Here is an 8,763-nt window from a genome sequence, read left to right on the forward strand (position 1 = left end):
GGACAACGCCCGCCACCCCCGCCCGTGCGCGCCCTCGAACACCACCACACCACCATTGGGCACCTCGTGCGCCAGCACGAACTCGACCGACACGTTCAGCGCCCGCGCCGCCGCCCACACCCGGATCGCGGAACTGTGGCCGACCACCGCCACCGCCGACCCGGCCGAGGCCGCCTCGGCCACCACCTCGTCGAGCCGCCCCAGGGCCTCGGCGCCGCTCTCCCCGCCCGGCATCCGGACCTCGGTCAGCCCCCGCGCCCAGTCACAGGCCACCCGCTGATAGGCCCCGACCGCGGCCGCGTCCCCCCGCCCCTCGAACTCGCCGGCCGCCAGCTCGCGGAGGCCCGCCCGCGGCCGCATCCGGAGCCCGCGGGCGGTCGCCAGCGGCTCGGCAGTCGCCACCGCCCGCGCGAGCGTGGACGCGTAGAGCGCGTCGATCCGCTCGCCGGCGAGCAGTTCGGGCAGCGCCGCCGCCTGCCGCCGCCCCTCGGCCGTCAACTCCCCACCGGGCGCCGCCGTGTCCAGCAGGCCGGCGACGTTGGCCGGCGTCTGTCCGTGCCGGATCCACAGCAACCGCATGGCTCGGGCCGCTCACTCGCCGGAGTGGGCGGCCGGGACGGGGCTGTTCACCCAGTGGCTGGCGAAGTTCGCCTCGATCTCGTCCATGGAGGCGGTGAACTCCGCCAACAGGTCGGCGCAGCACTCAGAGATCCCGGCGAAGACCTCGGCGCCCTGTTCGTCGATCCGGTACAGCATCTCCATCATCACGACCCATCAACGACGGTGCGGAGGGCGGGAAGTGCGCCGACGGGGTGAGCTAACGATTCAAACCGCGGCCCATCACCCGGGCGGCGTGCGCCGACTGGCCGGATCCTCGCCCAGCGCCAGCTTCCGAAGCTCGGGTCCGTATTCCGGATGGGCGAGCGCCGCCGCGAACTGGGCGCGCAGATAGCCGAGCGCGTTGCCCGTGTCCCACCAGGTCCCGTCCACCACCTGCCCGAACACCGGGTGCTCGCCCGCGTGCCGGTGGATGGCGTCGGACAGCGCGATCTCGCCGTCCGGCTGCGACCGGTGCCGGTTGGTCATCGCCTCAAGCTCCGCCACGATCCCGGGCGTGACGACGTAGCCGCCGATCGCCGCGTACGCCGAGGGCGCGTCGCTGGGCTTCGGCTTCTCGACCAGGCCGTCGATCCTGATCAGCCCGCCGCCCAGTTCCTCGCGCACGATCGGCACGCCGTACCGGTGGGACTCCTCGGGCGCCATCGGCATCAGGCTCAGGACGGGCGCGCGGGTGCGCTCGTAGGCGTTGAGGAGCTGCTGCGCGCGCGGCACCTCGGAGGTGAAGACGTCGTCCGGCCACAGCACCATGAACGGCTCGTCGCCCACCACCCGGGCCGCGTTCAGCACCGGCGTGCCGTTGCCGTACGGGCCGTCCTGGTAGAGGTAGGTGATCCGGGCCATGCCGGTGACCTCGAGCAGCGCGTCGGCCAGCGACGCCTTGCCGTCGGCGCGCAGCCGCAGGTCGAGGTCCTCGTCCGGGGCGAAGTGCTGCTGCACCAGGCTCTTGCGTGTGGAGACGACGATGGTGACGTCGTCGATCCCGGACGCGACCAACTCCTCGATGGTGTGCTGCAGCACGGGCTTGTCGAGGATCGGCAGCATCTCCTTCGGCAGTGCCTTGGTCAGGGGCAGCAACCGAGTGCCGAGCCCCGCCACGGGGATGACGGCCTTTCGGATCATGAGCGATGTCTTCCTTCCCGAATGGAGTCCGGGTGCGAACGCTACGAGGTAGGCCCTGGTTCTCCAAGCGGTGGCCGCCGATGGCGTGAAAGCGCCCTCCGCGTCCGGGAAGCGGGCCGCCGCCGGGTCCCGGCGGCGGCCCGCCGCGCTCAGGCCGTGTGCAGGCGCAGGCCGTACGCCCCGAGGATCTCGTTGACCGGCTGGTACCAGGTCTCGCCGCCGCTCGAGCAGTTGCCGTAGCCGCCCGAGGTGACGCCCTGCGCCTGGTCGCCGCTGATGTACGAACCGCCCGAGTCGCCCGGCTGGGCGCAGACGCTCGTCCTCGTCAGCTGGTGGACCACCTCGCCTGACGAGTAGTTGACGGTCTCGTTCTTGCCGCGGACCGTGCCGCAGTGCCAGCCCGTGGTCGAGCCGGAGCGGCAGATCGAGGCTCCGATCGGCGCCTCGGTCGAGCCACGCACCAGGGCGTCCGACACCGTGCCCCAGCCGAGCACCACCGGCACCGTCCACCAGCCGTTCCCCACGCTGACCCAGGCGTAGTCGTTGCCGGGCCAGGAGGAGCCCTGGATGTAGCCGATCAGCGAGCCGTCCCAGCCGTAGACCGCCTGGCCCGGGCGGCCGCAGTGGCCGGCGGTGACGAAGCCGCCGTGCACCGAGAAGCCGATGGAGCAGCGGACGTTGCCCGTGTAGAACGGGTCACCGCCGACCGTGCCGGCCGCGAACGGCACGGGGGCCTGGCCCGCCGCCTCCACGACCGTCACCGGACCCTGCCGCCGGGCCTCGTCGAGGAACGCGGCGACCTCGGCGTCCCGCTCCTCGCCCGCGACGACGCTCACCACGACCGTGTTCGCCCGGGTGTCGACCCGCCAGCCGCTCACGCCCGCGGGCGCCCCCGACCGGTCCGCGAGCTCGTCGATCGATTCGAGCGCCCGGGTGAGCTCCCGCTCGCCGTGGCGGACCAGTTCGGCCCGCGCCCCCGTCGCGCGCACGGCGGCGGCCCGGTCCTCGTCCGAGACGGCGACGACCAACTCGCCCGCCTCGGCGTCGTACCAGGCCCCGCCGAACGCCGCGCCGGCGGCCCGCTCGGCGTCCTCCTGGATCTCGATGGCGACGGCCTCGTCGCGCAGCCGCTCCCGCGCCTGCGCCTCGGTCAGCCCGAAGTCCCGGCTCATCGCCACCACGATCGCCTCGCTCGCGCCCTCGGCCGCGGTGGCCCGGTCGGCGGCGGCCGCGCCCGTTCCGCTCAGGGCGCTGACCAGCAGTAACGCGGACAGCCCGAGCCGCAGTCCTGACGTGCGTCTCATGTGGGGGTTCTCCTTGAAGTCGTTCGACGGGGAACAGGGAGAATGAGAGCGCTCTCATCGACTCGGCCACCAGACTAGACCTAGTGGATTGTCATGACTAGGCCAATGGGCGGGCGGGCGCCCGGCGTCCGCCCGCCCACGCTCATCCCTTGACGCAGACCACCTGCTTGAGCTGGGCCACCACCGTCACCAGATCCCGCTGCCGGTCGATGACCTGCTCGATCGGCTTGTAGGCGGCGGGAATCTCGTCCACCACGCCGCTGTCCTTGCGGCACTCGACGCCGCCCGTCTGCTCGGCGAGATCGCGCGCCGTGAACCGCCGCCTGGCCGCTCCCCGGCTCATCCGGCGACCCGCGCCGTGCGAGGCGGACTGGAAGGACGCCGCGTTGCCCAGGCCCCGGACGATGTACGAGCTGGTGCCCATCGAGCCCGGGATGATCCCCAGCTCCCCGGCGCCGGCGCGGATGGCGCCCTTGCGGGTGACGAGCAGGTCGACGCCGTCGTACCGCTCCTCGGCCACGTAGTTGTGGTGACAGGAGATGACCTCGTCGAAGCGCGGCTTCGCCTTCCGGAACTCCTTCCGCACCACGTCCTTGACCAGTGCCATCATCAACGCCCTGTTGTGCGCGGCGTACTCCTGGGCCCAGAACAGGTCGTGCCGGTAGGCCGCCATCTGCGGCGTGTCCGCGATGAACACCGCCAGGTCCCGGTCGACCAGGCCCTGGTTGTGCGGCAGCCGCCGCGCCTCCTCGATGTGGAACTCGGCGAGCTCCTTGCCGATGTTCCGCGAGCCGGAGTGCAGCATCAGCCAGACGGCGCCCTCGGTGTCCAGGCAGACCTCGATGAAGTGGTTACCGCCGCCCAGCGTGCCCAGCTGCTTCCCGGCGCGCTCCCGACGGAAGGCGACGGCCTCCGCGACGCGATCGAAGCGGGACCAGAGGTCGTCGAGGCCGGCCGTGCCCATCCCGTGCAGGCGCTCGGGCGACACCGCCTCGTCGTGCATGGCGCGACCGACCGGGATCGACTCCTCGATCCGCGACCGCAGCCGGGACAGGTCGCCCGGCAGGTCGTTCGCGGTGAGCGAGGTGCGCACGGCCGACATCCCGCAGCCGATGTCCACCCCGACCGCCGCGGGACACACCGCGCCCCGCATGGCGATCACCGAGCCGACCGTGGCGCCCTTCCCGTAGTGCACGTCGGGCATCACGGCCAGGCCGTGGATCCACGGCAGCGTGGCGACGTTCTGCAACTGCCGCATCGCGACGTCCTCGACGCCGGCCGGATCCGCCCACATGCGGATCGGCACCTTCGCGCCCGGCAGCTCCGTGAATCCCATGGCCATGCCTCCCCCGTATCGGTAACTCTCCGTCACCTATTGTGGGCCACGGGTCGGGGGTCTGGGCAACGGGTTTTCGGGTGGCCGGGGCGGGCCCGGCGCCCCCTCAGAGCGGGACCTGCCAGATCGCGTCGTCGGCGTAGAGGTGGAGCCCGTCGAGCAGCAGGTCGACGTGCTCGGTCCCCGGGGGTATCACGAAGCCGAGCTCGCCGGTCGCGGTCTCGCCGGGGGGCACGTTCAGCTCGAGCGGAGGCATGAGCCCGTAGCTGTCGGTGACGTCGTCGACCTCCGCCCCGCTGTCCGTGGTTCCCCGCAGCCTGAGCTGCAGGTCGAGGGCCTGCTGGCCGGTGTTCTCCACGGTGACCGTCACCTGCACGGTCTCGTCGTTCTCGCCGTACACGGAATACTCGCTCGGGGTGTAGGGCGCGAAGTTCCCCACCGAGACGTTCATGCCGTTGTCGAAGTGCGCGACCTGCCCGGGGCGGAAGTTGTACTCCTGCTCGCCGGTGCTCGTGATCCGCTCCTCACCGCTCGACAGTTCGGCCTCCTCCGGGTCGCCGGTGTACGCCCCCTCCTCTTCCGACCCGGTGGGGGAGTCGCTGGCCGCGTCGTCGCCGTCGTTCGAACCGCCGTTGGCCAGCACGGCCACCAAGCCGCCCACCACCAGGACGCCGACGAGCGCGGCGGCCACCAGTCCTCCCTGGCGGCGGCCGGGCGGGGTCGGCGCCATGGGCGCGGTCTGGCCGTAGCCGCCGACGGGCGGAGTCGGCCCGGCCGCGTACGCGGTGGCGGTCGGCGCGGCGTACGGCGCGGGCGGCTGGGTCGTCGGAGGGCCGAACGCCGGCGAGGTCGGCACCGGTTGGGACGGCTTGCCGAACTGAACCGCCGGGGCGGCGGGCGCGCGCACCGGTTCCTCGGAGCCGAGCAGGCCCACCGCCTGCCGGCCGAGGCCGGCGAGCAGCCCGGCCGGCAGCCACGGGTCCGCCGTCTGGTCGTCCCACCGCACGGCGCCGTCGGTGGCCGCGATGACCTGCTCCACGGTGGGCCGGTCGGACGGCGCGGGCGCCAGGCAGGCGGTGATCAGGTCCCGCAACCCGTCGGTCACCCCGGAGAGGTCCTTCTCGTCCTGCAGGATGCGCAGCATCAGCACGGGCATGGCGCTCTCCGGGCCGCCGAACGGCGACCGGCCGGTCGCCGCGAAGGCCAGCACCGAGCCGAGGCAGAACACGTCGGAGGCCGGCGTCAGTTGGTCGCCCCGGCACTGCTCGGGCGACATGAAGCCCGGCGAGCCCACGACGGCTCCGGTCCTGGTGAGCGCCGACGAGGTCACCTCGGCGGCGCGGGCGATGCCGAAGTCGATGACGCGCGGCCCGTCGATCGTGATCAGCACGTTGGACGGCTTGACGTCCCGGTGGATGAGGCCCGCGGCGTGGATGTCCCGCAGGGCCCGGGCGAGGCCGTTGCCGAGGGCGAGGATGGACCGCTCCGGCAGCGGTCCGTGCGCGCCGCCCGCGACCACCTCCTGCAGGGAGGGACCGGCCACGTAGCCGGTGGCCACCCAGGGCGTCTCCGCCGCCATGTCGGCGTCCAACACCGGGGCCGTCCACTGGCCGCCGATGCGCCGCGCGGCCTCCACCTCGTTCCTGAACCGCTGTCTGAACTGCGGCTCGTGCGCCAGCTCCGGCAGCACGAGCTTGAGGGCGACCGCCCGCCCCCGGCTCGACCGGGCGAGGTAGACCTTGCCCATGCCCCCGGCGCCCAGCCTGCCGACCAGCCGGTACTCCCCGATGACCTGCGGGTCCGTCGGGCCAAGTGGCTGCATGCCCGGTTCCCCCTTGTGCGTGCACTGTGCCGCTGCGAATTGGGCGTCAGCCTAGAGTGGGCGCCGGCGCGCGTGGGAGCCGGGTGATCCCGGAGCGTGAAGTGTTACACGCCTGTTGAGCGCCGGGTCTCAGCTCCCGTGCCGTGCGCGTCCCCGGTGCGCGGGGTGGGGTCGCCGCCGTCGGAGCGCGCCGCCCGGCGCAGGTGCTCGGCGAGCTCCGCGGTGGCCGGGGACGGCGCCCCGGCCTTGGCGCCCCAGGCCAGCAGCAGGTCACGACGCGCCCAGGGGTCCCGCAGGTCGCACACGTCGAGCAGGTGTCCCGAGTCGATGGCGCGCCGCGGGACGACGGCGAGCCCCACGCCGGCGGCGACGAGGGCGACCAGGACGTTGAGGTCGGCCACGCTGGTGCGGTACCGCACCGCGGGAGCGTGCGGGCCGAGGTTCGTCTCGATCCAGCGCCGCAGCGCGGAGCCCTCGTGCAGACCGACCATCGGATGCTCGGTCGCCTCGCTGTAGGCCAACGCGGGCCGCCCGGCGAGGACCCCGCCCGCCTGCCCGATCACCACCAGGGAGTCGTCGCAGAGGGTCTCCACGCGGAGGCCGCGGTCACGGGCCTCGTTGTCGACCACGACCCCCAGGTCGGCCTCGCCGTCGGTGAGCATACGCACGGTCCGCGGGGTGCGGCTCTCGGAGACCGTGACGTCGACGTCCGGGTGTTCGCGGAGGAACGACACCAGGGCCCGGGGCAGGAGCCGGTGCATCGCGGAGCCGCCGCCCAGCAGGGTCAGCGAGGTGGTGGGGGCGCGGGTGTAGCTCGCGACGGCGCTTTCGAGCCTGGCCGTCCGTGCCAGGACGTCGCGGGCGTGCCGAGCGAGCGCCATCCCCGCCGGGGTGGGCCGCGCCCCCCGCCGGCCGCGGACCAGCAGCGCGACGCCGGCCTGGCGTTCCAGCGAGCGCACCCGGGCGCTGGCCGACGGCAGGCTCAGGTGCATCCGGCTGGCGCCGGCCGTGATCGAGCCCTCCGCCACGATGTCGACGAAGAGCCGCAGGTCGTCCAGGTCATAGCGCACGGCCTCAGCCTAAGGTGCAGCCTAAGGCAGCCTTAGTCGATAACGCATTGTGTGGCCACCGGGCCGCGGGCGATGCTCGGTGGGTGCCCGACATGCTGCTCGTCCTGTTGGCCGGCGTCGTCGCCGGAACGCTGAACTCCGTGGGCGGCGGTGGCACGTTCGTCGCGCTGCCCGCGCTGGTCGCGGTCGGCCTCTCCCCGGTGACGGCCAACGCCTCGTCGACCATCGCCCTGGTGCCGGGCGCGGCGACCAGCGTCTGGGTCTACCGACGCCAGCTGACCTCGGTGGGGGAGAGCTCGACGGCGGCGATGACGGCGACCAGCGTGGTCGGGGGCGCCGTCGGCGCCGGCCTGCTGCTGGCGCTGCCGGCGGCCTCCTTCGCCGCCGCCGTGCCGTGGCTGCTGGCCTTCGCCACCCTGCTCCTGGCCTTCGGCCGCCGCCTCTCCCGCATGCTCGACGCCGCCCTCGGGCGCTCGGCGGCGCTTGGGCCTCGAGGGCTCCTGGTCGGCCAGTTCGTCCTCGCCGTCTACGGCGGATACTTCGGCGGGGCCGTAGGCATCATGATGCTGGCCCTGTGGAGCGTCGGCCTCGGCCTCGACCCCGCCGCGAGCAACCCGATGCGGGTCGCCCAGGTCGCGGCCGTCTATCTCACCGCGACGGCGCTCTTCCTCGTGGCCTCCGACGCGTTGCGCACCCCCGGACTGCTGGTCGCCATGCTGGCCGGGGCGGTGGTCGGCGGCTTCACCGGTGCCCACGTCGCGCGCCGCCTCCCCGCCCGGCTGCTGCGCGCCGTCATCCTCGCGACCGCCGTGACCATGACCGTCCTCTACTTCCTGCGGGGCTGACCCAGATGCGCGACACGAGTGCGAGCCGGCCGCTGCCGGACGCGGCCCGAGCCCGTCTCGTGCTGGCGCACGAGGCGTGCGAACTCGCCGAACTCGCCCGCGCCGCCGTGCCGGTGGCCGAGCAGGAGCTGCGTCCCGACGGCACCGCCCGGGCGCCGGGGGCGAAGCTGGCCCACGCCGCCCACGTGGCCGCCGCCGCGCGCAGGTTCCTTCGGCCGCCGCCGTCTTCGAGCGCCTCAGCGGCGGGGACTGGGGACTCGTCGGCGACGCCCTCGGTCTTTCGACGCACGACGCCAGCGCGGGCTTCGCGCTGGCCGAGGCCCGTTTCCTGGCCGAACTGCGCGCCGCCGACGGGCTCGGACCGCCGCGGGTCTTCGGGGAGCTGAGCTGGTGGCGGGCGTACCTGGTCAGGGAACCGTGGGAGGCGGCTCGCGACCTCGACGAGTGGGTGGTGCGCCACCGGGACGGTGACGTCGACCACGGGGCCGCACCGGTGTCCGGCGCCCTGCTCCGTGCGAGAGGGCTTGACGACACCTCCGACCCTTCCTAATTTGTCAGCGCATTTGACAAAAGCTCGGCCCTAGGGAGCGCACCACCTCGCCTGTTCACTGGAGAGCATGTGATGACAGCCCTGTTCCCCCACCCC

9 protein-coding genes are annotated in these 8,763 nt (G+C 73.5%); 2 read left to right on the top strand and 7 right to left on the bottom strand.

Going from position 1 to position 8,763, the window contains the following annotated elements; genetic code table 11:
* From E1265_RS29010 to E1265_RS29035, 7 genes are all read right to left on the bottom strand, one after another.
* Positions 1–579 (bottom strand): histidine phosphatase family protein (locus tag E1265_RS29010; protein WP_132933968.1); only part of this gene is annotated, 579 nt, incomplete at its 3' end.
* Positions 580–591: 12 nt separating this feature from the next.
* Complete coding sequence (locus tag E1265_RS37390) at positions 592–765, bottom strand: hypothetical protein (protein ID WP_165953923.1); 174 nt, start codon at positions 763–765, stop codon at positions 592–594.
* A 75-nt stretch (positions 766–840) separates the two neighbouring features.
* Positions 841–1,740 (bottom strand): UTP--glucose-1-phosphate uridylyltransferase, encoded by a 900-nt coding sequence (locus tag E1265_RS29015; RefSeq protein ID WP_132933969.1) that lies wholly within the window; start codon positions 1,738–1,740, stop codon positions 841–843.
* A gap of 149 nt (positions 1,741–1,889) precedes the next feature.
* The gene (locus E1265_RS29020; protein ID WP_132933970.1) at positions 1,890–3,044 is read right to left on the bottom strand and encodes a S1 family peptidase; all 1,155 of its coding nucleotides are present in this window, start codon (positions 3,042–3,044) and stop codon (positions 1,890–1,892) included.
* A 142-nt stretch (positions 3,045–3,186) separates the two neighbouring features.
* Positions 3,187–4,380 carry an RtcB family protein gene (locus E1265_RS29025; protein ID WP_132933971.1) on the bottom strand — a complete coding sequence of 398 codons (1,194 nt, stop codon included), beginning with the start codon at positions 4,378–4,380 and terminating at the stop codon, positions 3,187–3,189.
* A 106-nt stretch (positions 4,381–4,486) separates the two neighbouring features.
* A complete protein-coding gene (locus E1265_RS29030; RefSeq protein WP_132933972.1) occupies positions 4,487–6,202 on the bottom strand; it encodes a serine/threonine-protein kinase in 1,716 nt (571 codons plus the stop codon).
* A gap of 104 nt (positions 6,203–6,306) precedes the next feature.
* The gene (locus tag E1265_RS29035) at positions 6,307–7,272 is read right to left on the bottom strand and encodes a LysR family transcriptional regulator (protein WP_132933973.1); all 966 of its coding nucleotides are present in this window, start codon (positions 7,270–7,272) and stop codon (positions 6,307–6,309) included.
* Positions 7,273–7,355: 83 nt separating this feature from the next.
* Here E1265_RS29035 and E1265_RS29040 point away from each other — a divergent pair, with 83 nt between their 5' ends.
* Positions 7,356–8,117 (top strand): sulfite exporter TauE/SafE family protein, encoded by a 762-nt coding sequence (locus tag E1265_RS29040; RefSeq protein ID WP_132933974.1) that lies wholly within the window; start codon positions 7,356–7,358, stop codon positions 8,115–8,117.
* 76 nt (positions 8,118–8,193) lie between these two features.
* The gene (locus E1265_RS29045) at positions 8,194–8,667 is read left to right on the top strand and encodes a hypothetical protein (protein WP_243741188.1); all 474 of its coding nucleotides are present in this window, start codon (positions 8,194–8,196) and stop codon (positions 8,665–8,667) included.
* Positions 8,668–8,763: the final 96 nt, after the last annotated feature.

This window comes from Streptomyces sp. 8K308 (assembly GCF_004348315.1).
Classification (GTDB): domain Bacteria; phylum Actinomycetota; class Actinomycetes; order Streptomycetales; family Streptomycetaceae; genus Streptomyces.

Bases quoted from the DNA above. Each gene is read 5' to 3' on its own strand.
- E1265_RS29015 (WP_132933969.1), bottom strand. From the start codon at position 1,740: ATGATCCGAAAGGCCGTCATCCCCGTGGCGGGGCTCGGCACTCGGTTG.
- E1265_RS29020 (WP_132933970.1), bottom strand. From the start codon at position 3,044: ATGAGACGCACGTCAGGACTGCGGCTCGGGCTGTCCGCGTTACTGCTG.
- E1265_RS29030 (WP_132933972.1), bottom strand. From the start codon at position 6,202: ATGCAGCCACTTGGCCCGACGGACCCGCAGGTCATCGGGGAGTACCGG.
- E1265_RS29025 (WP_132933971.1), bottom strand. From the start codon at position 4,380: ATGGGATTCACGGAGCTGCCGGGCGCGAAGGTGCCGATCCGCATGTGG.
- E1265_RS37390 (WP_165953923.1), bottom strand. From the start codon at position 765: ATGATGGAGATGCTGTACCGGATCGACGAACAGGGCGCCGAGGTCTTC.